The following is an 18,928-nucleotide window of genomic DNA, read 5'->3' on the forward strand; positions in this document are numbered from 1 at the left end:
GGACGGCTCAGCTGCCGGAGCGGCCGCGGACAAAGCCGGCCAGCAGTGCCGGCCCCTCGCTGAGCACCAGCTCCCGGAACAGCCTCACCGGGTCGGGTTCGGCGGCCGGTCCCCCGCGCCGTTCCCGCCAGGCCAGGCCGATCTCGCGGAAGGCCAGGCCCGAATCCAGCGCGAGCTCCACCGAGCCGAGGTCTCCGGCCTGCTCCTGCGTGTGGCGCCCAGGGGCTGGCCCGCCGGGTGGCAGGATACTCACGCCCAGCCCCGCAGAGACGAGTCCGCGGGCCGTATGGGTGTCCTGGCTTTCGAAGGCGACGCGCGGCCGGAAACCCGCTTCGCGGAACAGCGCGTCCGTCAGCGAGCGCATGCCGTAGCCGGCGCCCATCGCCACAAAGGGTTCCTGCCGGATCTCCGCAAGGCGGGCGCGCCGGCGCCGGGCCAGCGGGTGCCGGTGGTGGACGACCAGCCGCAGCGGCTCCCGGTACAGGGCTGCCGAGGAGATCAGCCGGCTCGGCGCCGCGATGGGAGCGGTCAGCGCCAGGTCCGCATCTCCGGCCGCCAGTTCAGCCAGGCATCCGTCCCGCGCGCCCTGGCTGAGGGCAAACTCGGTTTGCGGATGCCGCTGGCGGAAGGCGCTGATCATCAGCGGCAGCATCGCCTCGCCGAAGGTGTGTTGAAAGGACACCGCGACCCGTCCGCGGACCACCTCGGCTTCGTGCCGGACCAGATCAAGCCCGGTCTGGAACTCGGCCAGCGCAGCGTCAACGTGGGGCAGCAGGACCTTTGCCGCCGACGTCAGCCGGACGCCCCTGCCGTCGCGGACCAGCAGCTCGGTGCCGACCACGGCGCTGGCCCGCGCGACGGCCCGGCTCACCGTGGACTGAGGGACGCCCAGCGCCTCTGCCGTCGCGGTGATGTGCTGGGTGCGGCCGAGTTCGGCGAGCAAAGGCAGCAGCGGCAGCAGTTGCACCAACTGCCTGTGTTCGAGGTCCATGGCCGCCCGTTCCAATCGGTGCAAGCATCGTTGCGATTATTGTTGCGAATCAAGCATATGTTCTATGGAAATCATGCATTGGAGGCATGCTATTGCCAAGGCCTACGCTGGTTCCATGCCCAGCTCCTCCCCCGACCGCGCCCCCCGCGCCGGCCAGGTGCCGCCAGCAGCCCTCTGGTCCGGCCATGYCAAAGGGTCATTGGCCTACCGCCGGATCCTTGCGGGTCTGGCCTTCGCAGGCGTCGCAACCTTCGCCCAGCTCTATTCCACCCAGGCGGTGCTGCCGCGGATCGCCCGCGAGCTGCAGGTGACGGCGGCCGAGGCGGCCCTGACCGTTTCGCTGGCCACGGTGGGCCTGGCCGTGACGGTCATTCCGTGGTCCTTCCTCGCCGACCGCATCGGACGGGTGCGGGCCATGGCGTGGGGCATCTCGGCTGCCACCGTAGTGGGGCTGCTGACCCCGCTGGCGCCCAGCTTCCCGGTCCTGCTGGGCCTGCGGACACTGGAGGGCATGGCCCTGGGCGGCATCCCGGCCATCGCCATCGCGTACCTCAACGAGGAAGTCAACAGGGCCCACGCCGCCCTGGCGGCGGGCACCTACGTCGCAGGCACCACCCTGGGCGGGCTGGCCGGCCGGCTCGTGGCCGGCCCCGTCGGCGAGCTGTGGGGCTGGCGGGCCGCGGCGCTGGCCGTCTCGGTCATGGCGACGGCCGCCGCCGTCCTGTTCCTGGTCCTGGTGCCGCCGGCACGGAATTTTGCCCCCGCCGCCGCCGCAGGCTTCCGGGGCGCCCTTTCAACGCTGGCCGGCCATTGCCGGAATCCCCGGCTGCTGGCCATTTACGTCCAGGCGTTCCTGCTGATGGGCGGCTTCGTGGCGGTCTACAACTACCTCGGCTTCCGGCTGTCCGGCCAGCCTTTCAGCCTGCCGGCCACGCTGATCAGCCTGATCTTCCTGGCCTACCTGTCCGGCACCGTCTCCGCCCGCTGGGCCGCCGGGCTGACCCGGCGCTTCGGCCGGCGCAACGTGCTGGTCACAGGCACGATCCTGATGGTCGCCGGCCTCGCCTTGACCCTGACCCAGCTCCTGGTCCTGATCCTCGCTGGCCTGCTGCTCTTTACCGGCGGCTTCTTCGCGGCCCACAGCATCGGCTCCGGCTGGACCGGGGTGATCGCGAGCACCGGCCGGGCCCAGGCCGCGTCACTGTACAACCTCGCCTATTACCTTGGCTCCAGCGTCATTGGTTGGGCCGGCGGCCTGCTGTTCCAGTCCGTCGGCTGGAGCGCGCTGGCCCTGGCGGTGATGGGGCTGGCCTGCACGACGGCGGTGATCACCGCCGTCGTGCATCCCGCCGGCGCCGGGGACGCCGTTGTCTCGAACGGGGAACCGGCAGGAGCGCGTTAGCGGGTCGTCTCGAGGGCCTGGACCAGGTCCGCCACGATGTCGGCGGGATCTTCCAGGCCCACGGAGACACGCAGCAGGGCGGCATGCGGCTTGGCTTCAGCGGCGACCGGCCGGTGGGTCAGCCCGGCGGGGTGCTGGATGAGCGTATCGACCCCGCCCAGCGAGACGGCGTGGGTGATCATCCCGACGGCCGCCGGGACCCGCTCGGCGTGCTCGGCGCTGGCCAGTTCAAACGCCAGCAGCGAACCGGGACCCGCCATCTGCGTTCCGATCAGGCCCCGCGGGTCGCACTCGGGCAGGCCCGGGTAGTAGACGCGCCGGATCAGCTCGTGCCCCGCCAGGGCTGCCGCGACCTTCTCCGCGCCGGCCTGCTGGGCCCGTACCCGGACCGGCAGCGTGGCGATCCCCCGGTGCAGCAGGTAGGCGGGCCACGGCGTGAGGATCCCGCCGGTGATGGCCCTGATCTGCCGGAGCCGGACGGCCCATTCCGGCGAGGCTGCGACGACACCGCCCATGGCATCGCCGTGGCCGCCGAAGAATTTGGTGGCGCTGTGCAGTACCAGGGCCGCCCCGTGCCGGTAGGGCTGCTGGAGCACCGGGGTGGCGAACGTGTTGTCCACCAGCAGCGGCACGCCGTCCGCCGCGGCCGCCGCGGCGGCGATGTCGACCAGTTCCAGGCTCGGGTTGGCCGGCGTCTCCAGGATGACCAGTCCGGTGTCGGGTCGCAGTGCCGCACGGATGCCTTCGGGCGAGGTGAAGGTGACCTCGGTGCCGAGCGCCCCGGAAGCCAGCAGGTGGTCGCTGCCGCCGTACAGCGGGCGGACCGCCACCACGTGCCTTTTCCCGGCGCCGACGACGGCGAGCAGCACCGCACTCAGGGCGGCCATGCCCGTGGCGAACGCCACCGCCTCGGAAGTGCCTTCCAGCAACGCGGCGCCCTCTTCGAAACGGGCCACTGTCGGGTTCCAGAGCCGCTGGTAGACGGTGCTCTGGCCCTCCAGATGCGGGCCGCCGGTGGCCATCTGTTCGTAGGCGAGGCCGCCGTCGTGAACCGAGGGCAGCGGGGCGGTGGTGGAGAGATCGATCGGGACGGCATGGACGCCGAGCTCCGTGAGGTCGTTCCGGCCTGCGTGGACCGCCAGCGAGTCTTGAGAAAGCACAGTACTCCTTATGAATATTCGCCATTGAATGCAGAAAGTATCTGGCAATAATTCGGAGTTTTGAAGGGCATACGAATGGAACTGTCAGTTTGGGGTGTTTATGATGAACCCACACAACATCAAGGAGGATCCGTGAGCAGCACCACGAAGAATGTTCGGCCCGGCGCGGGGGCTGCCGAACCTCTGGACGCCATCGATGAGCGGCTGCTGGCCGCCCTGGTGGCGGACGCCAGGATCTCCAACAAGCAACTGGCCGAACTCGTGGGGATTGCCCCGTCCACTGCCCTCATGCGCACCCGCGCCCTGTCCGAGCGCGGAATCATCGAGGGCTTCGAAGCCAAACTCAGCCTCGCCGCGGTGGGCCGCTCGGTGCAGGCGCTGATCGCGGTCCGGCTGCGGGCGCACGATCGCGAACAGATCGACCGCTTCACTGCCCGGGTCCCCAAGCTGCCCGCGGTGCTGTCCACCTTCCACACCTCAGGCTCGGTGGATTACCTGCTGCACATCGCCGTCGCCACCACGGAGGACCTGCGCGATTGGGTCCTCGACAACCTGGCGACGGATCCGGTGGTGGGCCACACCGAGACCACCCTGGTGTTCGACCACATCCAGGGCAACCACGGTCCCCTGCCGGACTAGCCGCGGGCCGAGCGGAGGGTGACGGCGGCCAGGCCGAGGGCAGACACAGCGCAGAGCACGACGAAGCCGGCCACCGCGGCCTGCAGGCCAAAGACACCGGCCGCCAGCCCCAGCCCGATCACCGGAATGGCGCTCCCCAGGTACGTGATCACGTAGACGGTGCTGACGATCTGGGCGTGGCGGGCCGCCTCAACCTTGCCCGCCACGTCGTTGAAGACGGTCCGGAAGGAGACGCCCTGGCCCAGGCCGGCAGTGATGCTGGCGGCAATCAGCAGCCAGGGGCTGCTCCATTCCGCGGCCGCCGCGATCAGCAGCACGGACCCGGCTAACAGGGTCAGCCCAGCTGGCACCACAAATCGCCCGCGCACCGCCACCAGTTGGCTCAGCGCGGAGGCCGCCAGCGTGAGCCCGGCGAGCACGCCGATCAGGGGCCGTGAGTCGGCGTGCACAATCTGGGCGAAGTAGCCGGGGGCCAGGGATAGGCAAAAGCCGAACACGGCGAAGCTCAGGAACCCCACGGCCGACGCCAGCCAAAAGGCGCCCCGCGCCTCACTCGATATCGAGGGGCGGCGGGGTGCGAGGACCTTCAGCGGCTGAGGGCCGGCGACCGAGGTGATGGCAGGCCGGGCCTTGAGCAGGTAGAGCGGCACCAGCAGCGCCAGCAGGACGACCGAGTGCAGGTAGTACGGCGTGGAGGTGGGCCCGGGAAGGACGGAGAGCACCCCGCCGATCGCCGGGCCGGCCGCCACGCCGCCGGCGGAGGCCAGCAGCGTGAACCGCGAGGCCCATTCGGGCCGGCTGGGCAGCAGCTCGCGCAGGGCGGCGGAACTGGCGCCGGTGGCCAGCGCCACTGCGGCCCCCTGCAGCGCCCGGCCGACGCACAGCGCCAGCAGGCTGTCCGCATTGGCGAAGACGAAGCCGCCGGCGAGGCCCACCAGCACCGCCAGCACCAGGGCGGCCCGCCGGCCGATGTGGTCCGACCAATGCCCGGCGAGGATCAGGGTGGCCACAAGCGCCAGCACGTAGGCGGAGAAGGCCACAGTGACGTCCAGGGCGGTGATGCCCAGTTTGGCCTGCAGCAACGGATATAGCGGGGTCGCAAGGTTGGCGCCGACCAGCAGCGTGAAAATCACGACGCCGGCCATGACCAGCCGCGCGGTGACGGAAGCGTCCCAGCCCCAGTGTTCTGCTGTAGCCGGGCGCATGCGAAGTTCGCTGAAGACTGTCATGGCGGCGCCCCTGCAGTGAAGCCGGGCGCACTGGTTCCCGGTGGGGAGCCGCCAACCCGGGTGACGATGGATACCTACAGGATGCGGCACAGATGAACTTTCGGACTAGATTTTGTGCCAAAATTGAGCAAAACCATCAATCAACATTCGCCTGCATGAACCGGAGTGATGATTTGAATAGCCTTGACCCCACCGACCTCAGGATCCTGCTCGAACTCATCAAGGACCCGCGGATCCAGATCGGCGAACTTAGCGACGCCCTAGGGATCGCCCGGAACACCGCCCAGTCCCGCGTCCGCCGCATGCTGCGCTCCGGCCTGCTGCACGAGGGCGGCCGCGAGATTGATCTGGAGGCGGTGGGCTACGACGTCGTCGCCTTCGTGACGATCGAGGTGAACCACCGCGAACTCGACGGCGTGGTGGGCGCACTGCGCCTGATCCCGCAGGTCCTGGAGGTGCACGAGATTTCCGGCCGCGGTGATGTCTGGTGCCGGGTGGTGGCAACCGACACGCACAACCTCCAGGCCGCGCTGCGGTCCATCCTGCGGATCAAGGGTGTGATCCGGACCGAAACCGTGCTCGCCCTGCACACCCACATCCAGTACCGCACCGAACCGCTCATCAGCCGGCTGGCCCAGGGCAGCGCGGTCGCCCCCGGCAGGGCCACCCCGCGCCGCACTGCATCCGGGGAACGCCGGCCAAACACTGGATAATGTCCCGGTGACTATCATTGACAACGCCGTGTACGTTGACGGCGTCCGCAGGGCCGACCCGACCAGCCTTGAACAGACCTTCGAGACCATGACCGAGCTCGGCGGGATGGCCTGGATCGGCCTGTACCGGCCGACCGAGGAGGAAATGGCCGCGGTTTCGGCAGAGTTCGGGTTGCACCGCCTGGCGGTCGAGGACGCGATTTCCGCGCACCAGCGCCCCAAGCTGGAGCGTTACGACGACAACCTGTTCACGGTGCTCCGTCCGGCCCGGTACTTGGAAGAATCGGAGACCGTGGAATTCGGCGAACTTCACGTCTTCACCGGCCGGAACTTCGTCGTGACCGTCCGGCATGCCGAAACCCGCGTCGTGGGGCAGGTCCGGCACCGGCTGGAGGGCCGCCCGGACCTGCTGCGCCTCGGCCCGGAAGCCGTCCTCTACGCCCTCCTGGACCAGGTGGTGGATGACTATCTCCCGGTGGTGGCTGGGCTGGAGAACGACATCGACGAGATCGAGGACCAACTCTTCAGCGGGGACCCGCTGGTTTCCCGGCGCATCTACGACCTCGCGCGGGAAGTCATCCATTTCCAGCGGGCCATCCACCCGCTGCCGGCCATGATGCAACACCTTCGGGGGGGCTTCGAGAAGTACGAGGTGGACTCGGAACTGCGGCACAGCCTGCGGGACGTCGAGGACCACGTGGAGCGGTTGATCTCCCGCGCCGATTCCTTCCGTGAACTGCTGCAGAACGCGCTCACCCTGGACGGCACGCTGACCGCCAACCGTCAGAACGAGGCCAGCGCGGAACAAAACGAACAGGTCAAGAAGATCTCGTCCTGGGCCGCCATCTTCTTCGCGCCCTCATTCGTGGCCGGCGTCTACGGCATGAACTTTGTACGGATGCCGGAGCTGCAGTGGACCTACGGCTACCCGATGGCGATCGGCATGATGGCCGGCACTGCGACGATCATGTATGTCATCTTCAAGCGGAAGGGCTGGCTCTAACAGCCCGGCGGCAGTGCAGATTAAGGCGCTGAGCTAGGGCGTCGGGCGCCGGTTGCGGGCTTGGGCCACGAGCCGGACGAAGGCGAGCACGAACCCGGTCTCGATCAATCCCATCAGAGCCAGCAACAGCCACTGCCCGTGGCCGATGAAGTAGACCGCCCCGAGGGAGACCAGTACGGTGCCGAGGGCGAGGGCGTACACGGCGAAGCCGACGGCAACGCGCGCGCTGCGCACGCCCGTGCGGAAACCGAAACCGTGCGGCTCGCCACCCGGGAATCCGCTGACGCGGTCCCGCGGAGCCGGCTGGAGCCGGTCGAATTCCTCCCACGGATCACGCTCGGGTTCCCGACGCTGTTCGGCCATAGCCCTATTATCCCCCGTTACCGCAAGCCTCCGCTCAGGCGGCTTGCTGCGCGATTTTGCCGCGACCGGCGCCGTCCGCTCCGAAGATGAGCCGGCGGGTGGCGATTTTTTCGGTGAAGAAACGGTCGTGGCTGACCACGACGACGGCGCCCGGGAAATGCAGCAGCGCCCGCTCCATCACCTGGGTGCTGCTGAGGTCCAGGTGGTTAGTGGGTTCGTCGAGCAGCAGTACCGAGGCGCCGGAGAGCAGGCACTGCGCCATCGCCACGCGGGCTTTTTGGCCGCCCGAGAGGTTGCCGATCTTCTGCTTGAGGTCCGCCTCGGAGAACTGGAACATGGCAAGGAAACCGTTGACTGACTTCTTTGTGGCGCTGAAGGCCAGACTGTCCGGCAGGGCGTTAACCGCGTGGGACACGGTGTCGCCGTCGTCGAGGTCCTCAAGCATCCGGTTGTACGAAACAAAGCCGGGGCCCTTGGCCCAGGCCACCTCGCCGGCATCGGCGCTCTCCTCACCGGTGAGCACTTTCAGCAGGGTGGACTTCCCGCTGCCGTTGGCGCCGAGCACCGCGATCCGGTTTCCCTTGCGGATTTCGAAACTCAGGTCGTCGAACAGTTGCTTCTCGCCGTAGGACTTCCCCAGCCCCTGCACCCGGCACAGGACGTCCTTCACGTGGAGTCCGCCGTAGATCTCGGTGACGATCTGGTCCACCGGCCGGGGCGTGCGGGATTTCTTGATCTTGGCGAGCTGGTTGCCCAGCCCGCGGCCGGCGGCCTTGGCGGCCTCGCGGCGGTCTGCGATTCCCTCGGCTTCAAACGCGAGGAGTTCGGCTTCGTGCACGAACTGCTGCTCGAGGGTCTTGAGCCGGAACTGCTTCTGGACCACGTATTCGCCGAAGTTCCCCGGGTATTCGTGCAGGTGGAAGTTTTCGACCTCGACGATCCGGGTGACGACGGCGTCAAGGAACTTCCGGTCGTGCGAAACGATCACCGCGGCGCCCTTGAAGTCACGGAACCAGCCCTCCAGCCATTCGACGCCGGCCACGTCCAGGAAGTTGGTGGGCTCGTCGAGCAGCAGGACGTCCGGGCCCTCGAGCAGGATCTTGGCCAGCGCGGCGCGGTTGCGCCAGCCGCCGGACAGCGCGTCGATCGGGCAGTGACGGTGTGCGTCGTCGAATCCCAGGGTGGTCAGCACCGTATCGATGCGGCGGGGGTAGTCCCAGCCATCGAGCCGGTCCATGTCCTCGAACAGTGCCGCCTGCCGTCCGATCAGCCGGTCCAGTTCGTCGGGTGCGGGCTCCGCGGCGATGGCGGCGTCAATGGCGGCCAGCTCGGCCTCGACGGCCTTGATCTCGCCGAACAGCCCGTCCAGGACCTCGGTGATGGTCGACTCGCCATTCAGCTCGGAGAACTGGGAGAAGTAGCCCACCCGGGTCCCGAGCTCCACGCTGACCGTGCCGGTGTCCGGAGCCACTTGGTCGAGGATGAGCTTCAGGATGGTGGTCTTTCCGGATCCGTTCTTGCCGATCAGACCCACCCGGTCGCCCGGTTCCAGCCGGAAGAACACCTCACGGAGGATCTGGGTGTTGTCGAAGCGGACGCTGACGTCATGCAGCCGGATCGGGCTCATTAATGCTGTCCTCTCAGGGGGTGGGGTGCCGCTTCAGACTATCCCGAACGGGCGGGACGGCCTGACGCGTCGACTCCCCTGGCCGGGCCCTAGGAAACGGGGCCGCGGGGAGCGAACATGATCACGGCCACCCCCGCGACGCAGATCAGTGATCCGATGACGTCCCAGCGGTCAGGCCGAAACCCGTCGAATGCCATTCCCCAGGCCAGCGACCCGGCGACGAAGACGCCGCCATACGCGGCCAGAATCCTGCCGAAATGCGCGTCGGGCTGAAGGGTCGCAACGAATCCGTAGAGACCCAGGGCAATGATTCCGAGCCCGGCCCACCACCAGGCGCGTCCTTCCCGCACGGCCTGCCACACCAGCCAGGCCCCGCCGATCTCAGCGACTGCGGCCAGAATGAACAGCAGCACGGACTTTGCGATGGTCATGCCCTTCATCATGCCGCACCGGAAGCATGCGGGAGCGGCCCGGCCCTTGTACTTTATACCCCCTGGGGGTATCTTTGAATCGTTGTCAGTGAACTGGTATGTCCCGGCCGACGCCCCCGGCCATCACAGCCGTTCAACCACAGCTCCCATCACCTCGTTCTGCAAGAAAAATGGACACTGACAGGTGCGACATGCGGACCGCTGGTAAGCGGCCTGCCGATCGTCTCGAGGAAAACCTTTGGAAGACCACACTCAGCATCACGACCACCACGCCCGCGGCTCACACGGGCCCGGCCACGGCACGGACGACGATCACGTAGTCCACAGCCACGGCCAGCACGCCGGGCATAGCACTGCGATGTTCAAGGACCGGTTCTGGCTGACGCTGGCCTTGTCCGTTCCGGTCGTTTACTTCAGCCCGATGTTCGGGCATCTGCTCGGCTACCTGCCCCCGGACTTCCCCGGCGCGGCCTGGATCCCGCCGCTGCTGGGCACCATGATCTTCTTCTACGGTGGCATGCCGTTCCTGAAGGGCGGCCTCAACGAGCTGAAGAGCCGGCAGCCGGGGATGATGCTGCTGATCGGCATGGCCATCAGCGTCGCATTCGTTGCTTCCTGGGTCACCAGCCTGGGCATCGGCGGCTTCGAGCTGGACTTCTGGTGGGAGCTGGCCCTGCTGGTGGCCATCATGCTGCTGGGCCACTGGATTGAGATGCGCGCCCTCGGCTCGGCCCAGGGCGCCCTCGACGCCCTGGCCGCGCTGCTTCCCGACGAGGCCGAACGCATCACGGACGCTGGAACCGAGACGGTGGGCGTCTCTGAACTCCGGACCGGGGACACCCTCCTGGTCCGGTCGGGGGCCCGGATGCCGGCCGACGGCGTCGTGGTTGACGGCCAGGCTGAGTTTGATGAATCGATGATCACCGGCGAATCCAAGACCGTGCTCCGCTCGGCCGGCGACCCGGTGGTGGCCGGAACGGTCGCCACCGACAACACAATCAGGGTGCGGGTCACCGCGATCGGGGATGACACGGCCCTGGCCGGCATCCAACGCCTGGTCGCCGAGGCGCAGGCGTCATCCTCCAAGGCGCAGGCCCTGGCCGACCGGGCCGCCGCGTTCCTTTTCTACTTCGCCGCGGGGGCCGGCGTCATTACCTTCATCGTCTGGTCGCTGCTGGGCAGCGTCCCCGAGGCCGTCACACGGACCGTGACCGTCCTGGTGATCGCCTGCCCGCACGCCCTGGGCCTGGCCATTCCGCTGGTGATCGCCATTTCCACCGAGCAGGCGGCCCGGGCCGGCGTGCTGATCAAGAACAGGATGGCGCTGGAACGCATGCGGACCATCGACGTCGTCCTGTTCGACAAGACCGGAACCCTGACCAAGGGCGAACCCGAACTCAAGGACGTAGCCGCGGCCGACGGCGTCAGCCGGGAAGAGCTGCTCGCCCTTGCCTCCGCGGTGGAAGCAGACAGCGAACACCCTGTGGCGCGCGCCATCGTCGGGGCCGCCCGGGACCAGGGGCTGGACGTTCCGCTGGCCACCGGCTTTAGCTCCATGACGGGACGCGGCGTCCGCGCCACGGTCGACGGCCGGGACGTCGCCGTGGGCGGGCCCGCACTGCTCCGGGAACTCGGCGTCGTCGAACCGGCAGTCCTTGCTGCCACCACCAAGGCGTGGATGGACCGCGGTGCGGCCGTGCTGCACGTCCTTGACGGGAACCGGGTCCTCGGCGCCGTCAGCCTGGAAGACGCCGTGCGTGAAGAGTCGCGCCAGGCGGTTGCCGCCCTGCAGAACCGCGGCATCAGGGTCGCCATGATTACCGGGGACGCGCGGCAGGTCGCCGCGGCCGTAGGGTCGGAACTGAAGATCGACGAGATCTTCGCCGAAGTCCTCCCGGCAGATAAGGACAAGAAGGTTGCCGAGCTGCAGGGGCGCGGCCTGAAGGTGGCGATGGTCGGTGACGGCGTCAACGATTCCCCGGCACTCGCGAGGGCCGAAGTGGGCATCGCCATCGGCGCCGGCACCGACGTCGCCATGGAATCGGCCGGAGTGGTGCTGGCCGGCAATGATCCCCGCGCTGTCCTGTCGATGGTGGACCTGTCCCGGGCCGCCTACCGGAAGATGTGGCAAAACCTGGTGTGGGCCACCGGCTACAACGTCATTTCGGTGCCGCTGGCCGCCGGCGTGCTGGCCTTCGCCGGGGTGGTGCTCTCCCCCGCCGCCGGCGCAGTCCTGATGTCCATCTCCACGGTTGTGGTCGCCCTGAACGCGCAGTTGCTGCGGCGCATAAAGCTGAACCCGGCTCAGGTCCGCTAAAGCGCTCCATTCCCCCATGGCCACGGCGTCCGGAGCCGCCGTGATGAGCAATCGGGTTTCTCGGTTTACGCGCCTGCGCCGAGACTGATGAGGTGGGCGGCCGCAGTCCAACCCCAGCCGGTGTAGGCCGCCACCTGGTCCTGGCTGACGACCGTATAGAGGATGTCCGCGCCGTGCACGTACGCCTCGTCCGCCAAGGCCGCCAGAACCGCCGCTTCAAAGCCCTTCCCGGTTTCCGTCGCCTCCGCCTGCAGGCTGCCGATGACGGCCAGGCTGTCCTCGATGCTGACGCGTCCGCTGGCGACCGGGTGGTCGAAAACGGAAATTTCCACAAGGTCATACAGCTCCAGGGGTGCCTGGGCAAGCTCGGCGTTCTCGGGCAGAGCCGGCGCGGCGTTCAGGTCCTCGGTTGGGGCGGTGAGCAGCACGGCCTCCCCCACCGGGGCCAACCCCAGGGTCGCGGCGTAGCCCAGCGCAGCTCCGGGGTCGGTGGTAACGAGGGTCAGGACGGCCCCGGGCCGCTGACGGACGGTCTCCGCCGCACGGTCCGCGCCGGTTCCGGGCCACGCGAGGATGTACTCCGGTTGGGAATGTGTACCCGCGGTGACCACTCCGGATCCCTCCGGGGCCGAGGACTGCCCGCGGACGGCCGCCCAGGCGGCGGCCCAGAGGGGAAGGGTATCCTGCCAGCCAGCCATGATTAGTTCTCCTTTGGATCGGCTACTTCGAGGATACGGGCGAACCGGCGGGCAGGGGGCGGCCCCGGCCGTAGGCGCGGGACAGGGTGACAGCGGTGATGACTATCAGTGCCAGCATAACCGCGCCAAACATCACAACGGCCGGAACCAGTGCGGTCGTCTGAAGGATCAGCCCCAGCAGCACCACCGGCACTGCCATGCCGACATACCCGACCAGGAACAGCCCGGCCAGCGCTTCACCGCGGGTCTCCGGAGCGGAGATGGCGATGACCGTGCCGATCGCGGACTTGAAGGTCACGCCTACCCCGGACCCCGCGACCAGGCCGCCGGCGATCAGCAGCGGAAGTGAAGAAGCAGCGATCGACACGGTGACAAGACCGAGCCCTGCGCCCAACAGGATCAGGCCGACGACGAACTGCCTGCTGCGCTCCCAGCGGGAGGAGAGCACCTGGAACGCTGCCGAGGAGGCGAAGACGACGAAGGCCACTGCGCCCGCCACTACGTGCGAGGTGATGCCCAGTTGCCGTGCCAAAAAGGACGGCGCCAAGGAGGTGAAGAAGCCGAACATGGCGAACCCGACGAAGGCCATCATGGCCGCGGCCACGTACTGTCCGCGGGCGGCGCGGGGAACGACGACCCGCTGCGGCCGGTAGACCCACGTGTCGTCGACGTTGTTGACGGTTTCCGGGACGGTCACGATCAGCAGCAGCCCGGCCAGCAGGAGAAACGCGAACACCACGTACGGGGTGTAGAGCGGCATCGGCACATACTCGGCGAGGAAGCCGGTGATGAGCGGGCCCAGGCCCAGGCCGCCGATGTTGGCTGCGGTGGAGATGACCTCGGCGCGCCGTGACCCGGTGCCGGGGCGGGCCGCACTGTGCAGTTCGGTCATGTGCGCGGTGGCCGTGGCGGTGAGCATGCCGATGCCGAGGCCGCAGACGAACCGGGCAAGCAGCAGTCCTGGAAGGTCCGGCCAAACGAGGAAGATCAGCGCCGCGACGACGTTGAGCAGGACAGCGGGCGCAATTACCCTGCGGCGGCCGAACCTGTCGGAGATGTGACCTGCCAGAAACAGGCTCGCCACCACACCGGCAGCGTAGGCGGCGAAGATGATGGTGATGGTGAACGCGCTGAACCCGCCCCGCTGCTGGTACAGCACGTACAGCGGGGCCGGCGCGGCGGCAAACGCCATCGTGACCATGAAGACGAAGGTGACAATCCAGAACCCGCGTCCGTGCCTGCGCCGGTGCTCCTGCTGGGATGCGTCGGCCCGAAGGGCGGGAGAGGTGAGAGTGTGAGTCATTCCTCCAGTATTGGGCCCCCAAGTAATCGCGTCCAACGCTTATTGGCGCTGATATCCATCGTCATCGGCGATAATGAATCCATGCAGCTGTTTCAGATCGAATACTTCGTCGCGGTGGCCGAAGCGCTGAGCTTCACCCAGGCTGCCCGGCGGGTCAACATCGTCCAGTCTGCCGTCTCGGCAGCCATCCGCCAGCTCGAACACGAACTCGGCTCGGAACTGTTCATCCGCCAAGGCCGAAGCATCCGCCTCACCCCTGCGGGAGAGGCCATGCTCCCGCGTGCCCGCACCATCCTCGCCGATGTGCAGGCCGCACGGGACGCCGTCGACGCCGTCCGCGGGACGGTCCGCGGGACGGTGGCCCTGGGTACGCTGGCCTACGCCGGGTCCGTCGATGTGCTGCAGATCCTGGGGACAGTCCGGCGCCACTACCCGGGAATCGTCATCAAGCTGCGCCAGACGGTCCAGGGAACCCGCACCAGCCTGGCGGATGTCCGTTCCGGTGCCCTGGATCTGGCGTTGGTGTCCGTGCCCGAAGAGGCCGCGCCCGACGTCGAGCTGTACCCGCTGCATGCCGAGGCCATCGTCTTTGCCTGTCCCGACTCCCACCATCTGGCCGGCCGGAAGCGCGTGAGCCTGGCCGAGATCGCAGACGAGCCGTTCATTGACTTTCCCGAAGGCTGGGGAAACCGCACCACGGTGGACGCAGCTTTCGCCACGTCGGGGCTGCACCGCACGGTCCACACCGAAGTGGTGACCTTCACCATGGCCACGGACCTGGTCCGGGAGGGCCTGGGCGTCGCTTTCCTGCCCGAGTCGGCGCTACAGCGCGGCCAAGGGGCAGGGATCAGGGCCATCCACACGCCTCTGGTGTGGCGCATCCAATTGGCCCACTCCGCCGTCCGCCAGGCCACCGCCGCCGACCGCGTGGTGATCGGCGAATTCCGCCGCGTAACGACGGGCGCTCCCCTGCAGGTGCAACAACTTCACAGTGAATAAGGGGTGGTCTTGGCTTGCACCGGAGTGGTTGACTTTCAGCGGGGCCGGACTAGATTCGATCGCCAATTTGGTTACCCGATCAACGGCCTGGTCCCACCGAATGATCCGTATCTTCACCTGATCCGTTTCTTTAGGGAGAGCACCATGACTGACATCACCATCATCGGTTCCGGCAACATGGGACGCGGCATCGGAACCCGTGCGGTCGCGGCCGGACGCTCCATCCAGGTCCTCGACAAGAGCGCCGGAGAGGCACAGAAGCTCGCAGCCGAACTCGGATCCGGCGCCACCGGTGCAGCTTCCACCGAGGCTCCCGCCGGCCGCATCGTGGTACTCGCCCTGCCGTTCGACGCCGCCAAGGAGGTTGTCAGCGGCTACGGTGATGCCCTCGACGGCCGCATCATCATCGACATCACCAATCCGATCAACTTTGAAACCTTCGACTCCCTTGTCGTGGACCCGGGCACCTCCGCGGCGGAGGAAATTGCCAAGCTGGCCCCGTCGGGGGCCAGCGTCGTGAAGGCATTCAACACCACGTTCGCCGGCACCCTGATCGCCGGCGAGGTGGCCGGCCAGCCGTTGGACGTTTTCATCGCCTCGGATTCCGAGGACGCTCGCAATGAGGTCGCCGACTTCGTCACCGCCGCCGGGCTCCGCCCGCTCCAGGTCGGCGGCCTGCACCACGCCCGCGAACTGGAAGGCTTCCAGCTGCTCCTGATGGCACTGCAGGCCAACCCGGCGTACGAGAACTTCAACTGGGGCACTGCGCTGAAGATCCTGGGCTAGTGTCCGTGGCCCTTCGTTCCGGCGGATAGCACCTCGGCGTCGGCAACGACGTCGGCCTCGGCGTCGACGTCGGCGGGCACCGTGGCGGCCCGGACGGAGATGCCGTCAAGGTTGGGCAGGGCCTGCCCGAGCCGGCGCTCGGCGTCCCGGACGATCTGCTGGCCGGCCGAAATCGGCATGTCCGCGACCTGGATGGTGGCGTTGCCTTGCAGGCGGTGTCCGATCCAGCGCAGCTGCAGCGCCGGGACGGCCTCAACCCCGGGCGTGCCGGCGAGCGCCGACCGGGCCCTGTCCACCAGTTCGGGTTCGATGCCGTCCATCAGGCGACGGCCGATGCTCCGGACGGTTCCCCATAGCAGGACCACAATGGCCGCGGCGATCAGCAACCCGACGATCGGGTCGGCCAGCGGGAAACCGGCCCACACCCCGAGAGCACCGAGCACGACGGCCAGGGAGGTGAAGCCGTCCATCCGGGCGTGAACGCCGTCGGCGACCAGCGCCGCCGAGCCGATCTTCCGGCCTATGCGGATCCGGTAGATGGCCACCGCCTCATTGCCGGCGAAGCCCACCAGCCCCGCCGCTGCCACCCACCCCAGGTTGTGCAGCGGTTGGGGGTGGATGAGCCGGTCGATCGACTGCCAGCCGGCAACGACGGCGGAGAGCGCGACGACGACGACGATGAAGAGGCCGGCCAGGTCTTCGGCCCGGCCAAAGCCGTAGGTGTACCGCCGACTCGCCGGACGGCGGGCCAGAATGAACGCGATCCACAGCGGCACCGCGGTCAGGGCGTCCGAGAAATTGTGGATGGTGTCCGCCAGCAGGGCCACGGATCCGCTGATGAGCACCACAATGAATTGCAGGACCGTGGTGCCGAGCAACATGAAGAGACTGATTTTGACGGCACGGACGCCTTGAACGCTGGCCTCGAGCGCGTCGTCAATGGAGTCTGCGGCGTCGTGTGTATGCGGAACAAACAACCCGTAGAAGAATCCCTTGATCCCGGTCGGATGCTCATGGGAATGGCCGTGACCGTGGTCGTGGCCGTGACCGTGGTCGTGGCCGTGACCGTGGTCGTGGCCGTGGCCGCTATGGTCATGGTCATGGTCATGCCCGTGGCCGCCGTGGGCGTGTGCGCCGTCGGCGGGGTGCTCGTGGACGGCAGCGGCCGCCGGTCCGAAACGGCGGCGATCGTGGTCCGGGCTCATGAGATGTCCGTGCTTTCGGAGTGGTGGTGGCGGGGGGTTCCCCCGAGAGAGTGTTCGGCCTGGAAGATGGCGTCGGTGACGAGCTGGCTCGCATGCTCGTTCTCCAGACGGTAGAACACGCGTGTCCCGTCCTGCCTGGTGGTCACGAGCCGCCCGAGGCGCATTTTTGCCAGGTGCTGGGACACAGCCGCCGGGGATTTCTGGACGATCTCGGCCAGCTGGCCGACCGGCAGTTCGCCGTCGCGCAGTGCAAGGATGATCCGGACCCGGGTGGCGTCGGCCAGCATGCCAAATACTTCAACGGCCAGTTCCACATACTGGCTGTCGGGTTCTCGACCACATATTTGCTTGTCTGCATACATATATAGATTCTTACATGCCAGCTGTCCGCGGGGCCACACCCTCGGCGGCCGGCGGCAAGACGAGAGCGGCCCTTCTGCTCGCCCGACGCCGGGCGTCCGGCGTAGATTGTGGTCATGGCACAGACATCAGACCGCCGGGGAGCGCTCGTTGACCGCCTCCTGGGCGTTGCAGAGTTCACTCACGCGCACTGGTTTTTCGGCAATCTCTACGAGGCGGTCGCTAAGATCCCGGACCGGGTTGCGGCGGCGGAAGGCAGCCCTGGCCTGCCCCGGTCCCCCTTTGGATCAGGAAGCCCCGGACGCTACTACGCCCCGATCGCGCCGCTCAGCGCCCCCGCCGCCATCGCCGCCCTGGTGGCCGGCTGGAACCGCCCCGGCAGCAGGACCTGGCTGGCGGTGGCGGCCGGAAGCTCTACGGCGGGCGCGGCGGCCACCGTTTACTTGCTCCGTTTCATCAACCCGAGGCTCTTCTTCAGTCCGCAGCCGCTAAGCGAGATGAGGCGCAAGCCCCTGTTGAAGAAGTGGTACAGGATCCATGCCTTCCGGCTCACGGCCAGCGCCGTCGCCCTGGCCGCCCTCGACCACGCGCGGAAGACCGGCCGCGGTAGCGGGGCATAAGGCCGCCAAGAGTACGCTGCCGACGGATCCGAGGAAGCCTCAGGTGCCTCGTGGCTTTGGCTTCGGGTCCAGGACCAGGGCCACCGCGATGCCAAACATCCAGATGTCTTTGGCCAGCACCGTTCCCTGCCGGCTCGGCCGGATCCCGTCGTCGAGAGTCATGCCAGGGGTCTTAAGGTACATCGTGAGCAGCGATCCCGAAAAAACTCCCAGCCCCAGCCCCACCAGGCGGCTCGGGAGGAACGGCGTCAGAAGGGCTGCGCCCAGTGCAGTCTCGGCGTAGCTGATGAACTTGCCGAATTGTTCCGGTTCGAATCGCCCCAACTGTGGAACAACCCGGACGGCCATCGCCTGCAGACCGGCTGCGCTCTCCCGGTCCAGGCTGCGCTTGCCCAGTCCGGAATTGAGGATGAACGCGCCCGTGACGACGCGCAGCGGGATGTGGCTGAGTCTCATTGTTAATCCCTTCGAATGGCCGGGACGGGCGGCATCGCGGGTCTGCTATCGCTCCAACCATGCCGCCAGCCGCTGTAGCTCGGAGTGAGTGTCACGTTACCGGCGATCCCACCGGTTGGAAATAGTCGGCAGTGCCACCCGGCGGCATCGCCGGCAGGGACCTGCGACGCCTGTTCCCGCGCCCGTCCGGAACGGGCCGCTCTCCGGGGTCCTGTCCTCAGCACGGTAACCGCGGCCGGCCCCTGCTCTCTACGGCCCGCGAGAAGGCCTGACTCCCCCACCCTTGACAAATTCCCACTTGCGGTCCTGATGCTAAGTAGGCTTAGGATGGGTTATGGCCGGATTGAACGGCCGCCAACCAGAGGAGGAAACACCATGGGACTAGGCGACAAGATTCAGAACGCAGCCGAGAAGGCCGGCGGTAAGGGCAAGGAAGCTGCCGGAACCGCGACGGGCGACGAGAGCCTGCGGGCTGAAGGCAAGGCTGACCAGACCAAAGGCGATTTGAAGCAGGCCGGCGAGAAGGTCAAGGACGCCTTCAAGAAGGACTGACCCGAACGCAGGGGAAGGGCGCATCACTAGTTAAGTGGTGCGCCCTTCGTTCTGCCCGGCAATCCGGGTCCCTG

General features: G+C 67.7%; 20 protein-coding genes. 9 read left to right on the forward strand and 11 right to left on the reverse strand.

The window, feature by feature from the left end; genetic code table 11:
- Window positions 1-7: 7 nt before the first annotated feature.
- On the reverse strand, window positions 8-991 hold the full coding sequence (locus AC1DGI_RS06380) for a LysR substrate-binding domain-containing protein (protein WP_476898161.1): 984 nt from the start codon (window positions 989-991) through the stop codon (window positions 8-10).
- 115 nt (window positions 992-1,106) lie between these two features.
- Between AC1DGI_RS06380 and AC1DGI_RS06385 the strand changes: the two genes are divergently transcribed.
- A complete protein-coding gene (locus AC1DGI_RS06385; protein ID WP_476898162.1) occupies window positions 1,107-2,393 on the forward strand; it encodes an MFS transporter in 1,287 nt (428 codons plus the stop codon).
- On the opposite strand, the gene AC1DGI_RS06390 is transcribed toward AC1DGI_RS06385, so the two are convergent.
- A complete protein-coding gene (locus tag AC1DGI_RS06390; protein WP_441402852.1) occupies window positions 2,390-3,553 on the reverse strand; it encodes a trans-sulfuration enzyme family protein in 1,164 nt (387 codons plus the stop codon). The two genes, AC1DGI_RS06385 and AC1DGI_RS06390, sit on opposite strands and share 4 nt — an antisense overlap.
- 132 nt (window positions 3,554-3,685) lie before the next feature.
- On the opposite strand from AC1DGI_RS06390, the gene AC1DGI_RS06395 reads away from it, so the two are divergent.
- The gene (locus AC1DGI_RS06395; RefSeq protein ID WP_441402853.1) at window positions 3,686-4,192 is read left to right on the forward strand and encodes an Lrp/AsnC family transcriptional regulator; all 507 of its coding nucleotides are present in this window, start codon (window positions 3,686-3,688) and stop codon (window positions 4,190-4,192) included.
- Here AC1DGI_RS06395 and AC1DGI_RS06400 read toward each other — a convergent pair.
- Entirely contained in the window at window positions 4,189-5,421 is a 1,233-nt protein-coding gene (locus tag AC1DGI_RS06400; protein WP_476898163.1) for an MFS transporter, read from the reverse strand. The two genes, AC1DGI_RS06395 and AC1DGI_RS06400, sit on opposite strands and share 4 nt — an antisense overlap.
- A 155-nt stretch (window positions 5,422-5,576) precedes the next feature.
- On the opposite strand from AC1DGI_RS06400, the gene AC1DGI_RS06405 reads away from it, so the two are divergent.
- Together AC1DGI_RS06405 and corA are read left to right on the forward strand one after the other, a co-directional pair.
- On the forward strand, window positions 5,577-6,134 hold the full coding sequence (locus tag AC1DGI_RS06405) for an Lrp/AsnC family transcriptional regulator (RefSeq protein ID WP_476898164.1): 558 nt from the start codon (window positions 5,577-5,579) through the stop codon (window positions 6,132-6,134).
- A 7-nt stretch (window positions 6,135-6,141) separates the two neighbouring features.
- Window positions 6,142-7,137: a magnesium/cobalt transporter CorA gene (corA, locus tag AC1DGI_RS06410; RefSeq protein ID WP_441400180.1), complete on the forward strand. Its 996-nt coding sequence runs from the start codon at window positions 6,142-6,144 to the stop codon at window positions 7,135-7,137.
- Window positions 7,138-7,170: 33 nt separating this feature from the next.
- Here the strand turns inward: corA and AC1DGI_RS06415 are convergent, their stop codons facing one another.
- From AC1DGI_RS06415 to AC1DGI_RS06425, 3 genes are all read right to left on the reverse strand, one after another.
- Entirely contained in the window at window positions 7,171-7,500 is a 330-nt protein-coding gene (locus AC1DGI_RS06415; RefSeq protein ID WP_441400178.1) for a hypothetical protein, read from the reverse strand.
- 34 nt (window positions 7,501-7,534) lie between these two features.
- Window positions 7,535-9,127: an ABC-F family ATP-binding cassette domain-containing protein gene (locus tag AC1DGI_RS06420; RefSeq protein WP_476898165.1), complete on the reverse strand. Its 1,593-nt coding sequence runs from the start codon at window positions 9,125-9,127 to the stop codon at window positions 7,535-7,537.
- Between the two features lie 89 nt (window positions 9,128-9,216).
- Entirely contained in the window at window positions 9,217-9,558 is a 342-nt protein-coding gene (locus tag AC1DGI_RS06425) for a YnfA family protein (RefSeq protein ID WP_441400174.1), read from the reverse strand.
- A gap of 238 nt (window positions 9,559-9,796) precedes the next feature.
- On the opposite strand from AC1DGI_RS06425, the gene AC1DGI_RS06430 reads away from it, so the two are divergent.
- The gene (locus AC1DGI_RS06430; RefSeq protein WP_476898166.1) at window positions 9,797-11,875 is read left to right on the forward strand and encodes a copper-translocating P-type ATPase; all 2,079 of its coding nucleotides are present in this window, start codon (window positions 9,797-9,799) and stop codon (window positions 11,873-11,875) included.
- 65 nt (window positions 11,876-11,940) lie between these two features.
- On the opposite strand, the gene AC1DGI_RS06435 is transcribed toward AC1DGI_RS06430, so the two are convergent.
- Both AC1DGI_RS06435 and AC1DGI_RS06440 read right to left on the reverse strand, forming a co-directional pair.
- Window positions 11,941-12,573, reverse strand: coding sequence for a hypothetical protein (locus AC1DGI_RS06435; RefSeq protein WP_441400170.1), 633 nt, complete (start codon window positions 12,571-12,573; stop codon window positions 11,941-11,943).
- 22 nt (window positions 12,574-12,595) lie between these two features.
- Window positions 12,596-13,876, reverse strand: a complete 1,281-nt coding sequence (locus AC1DGI_RS06440) for an MFS transporter (RefSeq protein WP_476898167.1) — start codon at window positions 13,874-13,876, stop codon at window positions 12,596-12,598.
- Between the two features lie 81 nt (window positions 13,877-13,957).
- On the opposite strand from AC1DGI_RS06440, the gene AC1DGI_RS06445 reads away from it, so the two are divergent.
- Together AC1DGI_RS06445 and AC1DGI_RS06450 are read left to right on the forward strand one after the other, a co-directional pair.
- Window positions 13,958-14,875 (forward strand): LysR family transcriptional regulator, encoded by a 918-nt coding sequence (locus AC1DGI_RS06445; protein ID WP_476898168.1) that lies wholly within the window; start codon window positions 13,958-13,960, stop codon window positions 14,873-14,875.
- Between the two features lie 144 nt (window positions 14,876-15,019).
- Window positions 15,020-15,661: an NADPH-dependent F420 reductase gene (locus AC1DGI_RS06450; RefSeq protein WP_476898169.1), complete on the forward strand. Its 642-nt coding sequence runs from the start codon at window positions 15,020-15,022 to the stop codon at window positions 15,659-15,661.
- Here the strand turns inward: AC1DGI_RS06450 and AC1DGI_RS06455 are convergent.
- Window positions 15,658-16,866: a cation diffusion facilitator family transporter gene (locus tag AC1DGI_RS06455; RefSeq protein WP_476898170.1), complete on the reverse strand. Its 1,209-nt coding sequence runs from the start codon at window positions 16,864-16,866 to the stop codon at window positions 15,658-15,660. The genes AC1DGI_RS06450 and AC1DGI_RS06455 overlap by 4 nt on opposite strands.
- On the reverse strand, window positions 16,863-17,228 hold the full coding sequence (locus AC1DGI_RS06460; protein ID WP_441401238.1) for an ArsR/SmtB family transcription factor: 366 nt from the start codon (window positions 17,226-17,228) through the stop codon (window positions 16,863-16,865). Before AC1DGI_RS06460 ends, AC1DGI_RS06455 begins: the two co-directional genes overlap by 4 nt.
- Before the next feature lie 114 nt (window positions 17,229-17,342).
- Here AC1DGI_RS06460 and AC1DGI_RS06465 point away from each other — a divergent pair, with 114 nt between their 5' ends.
- Window positions 17,343-17,846 carry a hypothetical protein gene (locus tag AC1DGI_RS06465; RefSeq protein ID WP_476898171.1) on the forward strand — a complete coding sequence of 168 codons (504 nt, stop codon included), beginning with the start codon at window positions 17,343-17,345 and terminating at the stop codon, window positions 17,844-17,846.
- A 39-nt stretch (window positions 17,847-17,885) separates the two neighbouring features.
- On the opposite strand, the gene AC1DGI_RS06470 is transcribed toward AC1DGI_RS06465, so the two are convergent.
- Window positions 17,886-18,302 (reverse strand): hypothetical protein, encoded by a 417-nt coding sequence (locus AC1DGI_RS06470; RefSeq protein WP_441401242.1) that lies wholly within the window; start codon window positions 18,300-18,302, stop codon window positions 17,886-17,888.
- Window positions 18,303-18,677: 375 nt separating this feature from the next.
- On the opposite strand from AC1DGI_RS06470, the gene AC1DGI_RS06475 reads away from it, so the two are divergent.
- Window positions 18,678-18,854 carry a CsbD family protein gene (locus tag AC1DGI_RS06475; protein ID WP_441401244.1) on the forward strand — a complete coding sequence of 59 codons (177 nt, stop codon included), beginning with the start codon at window positions 18,678-18,680 and terminating at the stop codon, window positions 18,852-18,854.
- Window positions 18,855-18,928: the final 74 nt, after the last annotated feature.

This window comes from Arthrobacter sp. 05N428_2 (assembly GCF_056397065.1).

Coding starts and splice junctions, on each gene's coding strand:
- AC1DGI_RS06425 (WP_441400174.1), bottom strand. CDS start 9,558: ATGACCATCGCAAAGTCCGTGCTGCTGTTCATTCTGGCCGCAGTCGCT.
- AC1DGI_RS06475 (WP_441401244.1), top strand. CDS start 18,678: ATGGGACTAGGCGACAAGATTCAGAACGCAGCCGAGAAGGCCGGCGGT.
- AC1DGI_RS06400 (WP_476898163.1), bottom strand. CDS start 5,421: ATGACAGTCTTCAGCGAACTTCGCATGCGCCCGGCTACAGCAGAACAC.
- AC1DGI_RS06450 (WP_476898169.1), top strand. CDS start 15,020: ATGACTGACATCACCATCATCGGTTCCGGCAACATGGGACGCGGCATC.
- AC1DGI_RS06380 (WP_476898161.1), bottom strand. CDS start 991: ATGGACCTCGAACACAGGCAGTTGGTGCAACTGCTGCCGCTGCTGCCT.
- AC1DGI_RS06405 (WP_476898164.1), top strand. CDS start 5,577: ATGAACCGGAGTGATGATTTGAATAGCCTTGACCCCACCGACCTCAGG.
- AC1DGI_RS06435 (WP_441400170.1), bottom strand. CDS start 12,573: ATGGCTGGCTGGCAGGATACCCTTCCCCTCTGGGCCGCCGCCTGGGCG.
- AC1DGI_RS06445 (WP_476898168.1), top strand. CDS start 13,958: ATGCAGCTGTTTCAGATCGAATACTTCGTCGCGGTGGCCGAAGCGCTG.
- AC1DGI_RS06465 (WP_476898171.1), top strand. CDS start 17,343: ATGGCACAGACATCAGACCGCCGGGGAGCGCTCGTTGACCGCCTCCTG.
- AC1DGI_RS06455 (WP_476898170.1), bottom strand. CDS start 16,866: ATGAGCCCGGACCACGATCGCCGCCGTTTCGGACCGGCGGCCGCTGCC.
- AC1DGI_RS06460 (WP_441401238.1), bottom strand. CDS start 17,228: ATGTATGCAGACAAGCAAATATGTGGTCGAGAACCCGACAGCCAGTAT.
- AC1DGI_RS06420 (WP_476898165.1), bottom strand. CDS start 9,127: ATGAGCCCGATCCGGCTGCATGACGTCAGCGTCCGCTTCGACAACACC.
- AC1DGI_RS06415 (WP_441400178.1), bottom strand. CDS start 7,500: ATGGCCGAACAGCGTCGGGAACCCGAGCGTGATCCGTGGGAGGAATTC.
- AC1DGI_RS06470 (WP_441401242.1), bottom strand. CDS start 18,302: ATGAGACTCAGCCACATCCCGCTGCGCGTCGTCACGGGCGCGTTCATC.
- AC1DGI_RS06440 (WP_476898167.1), bottom strand. CDS start 13,876: ATGACTCACACTCTCACCTCTCCCGCCCTTCGGGCCGACGCATCCCAG.